This window comes from Glycomyces sp. TRM65418 (genome assembly GCF_019710475.1).
Taxonomy (GTDB): domain Bacteria; phylum Actinomycetota; class Actinomycetes; order Mycobacteriales; family Micromonosporaceae; genus Glycomyces.
On sequence record NZ_JAJFAX010000032.1, the window covers coordinates 1 to 411 of the forward strand.

At 61.8% G+C, this 411-nt stretch carries 1 protein-coding gene; it reads left to right on the forward strand.

Annotation, left to right across the window (positions count from 1 at the left end; all coding sequences use genetic code 11):
- Positions 1-61 precede the first annotated feature (61 nt).
- Positions 62-411: RICIN domain-containing protein (locus tag K3N28_RS23195; protein WP_255640310.1), on the forward strand; the 350-nt coding region annotated here is incomplete at its 3' end.

Genomic DNA, 411 nt, shown 5'->3' on the forward strand with positions numbered 1-411 from the left:
CGCTTCGGCGGCTCCTGATGTGGGGGTTTGGTATGTGATTCAGTCGCGGTCGTCGGGGTTGGTGTTCGAGATTGAGGGCGGTTCGACGGCGACGGGTGCGGGGTTGGTGCAGTCCGGTCGTACGGATGCGTTCAGTCAGCAGTTCCGGTTCGTGGATTCCGGTGGGGGTTTCTTCCGGATTCAGGCTCGGCATTCGAATCTGGTGTTGGATGTGTGGGAGCGGAACGCGGCGAATGGTGCGACGATCGCGCAGTACACCGATCAGGATGGTGTGAACCAGCAGTGGGAGGTGCGGGAGAGCGGTGGGTTCGCGACGTTCGTGAACCGGTTCTCGGGGAAGGCCTTGGATGTGTGGGAGAAGTCGACTGTGCCGGGGTCGCGGATCAGTCAGTACACGGTCAATGGTGGGAC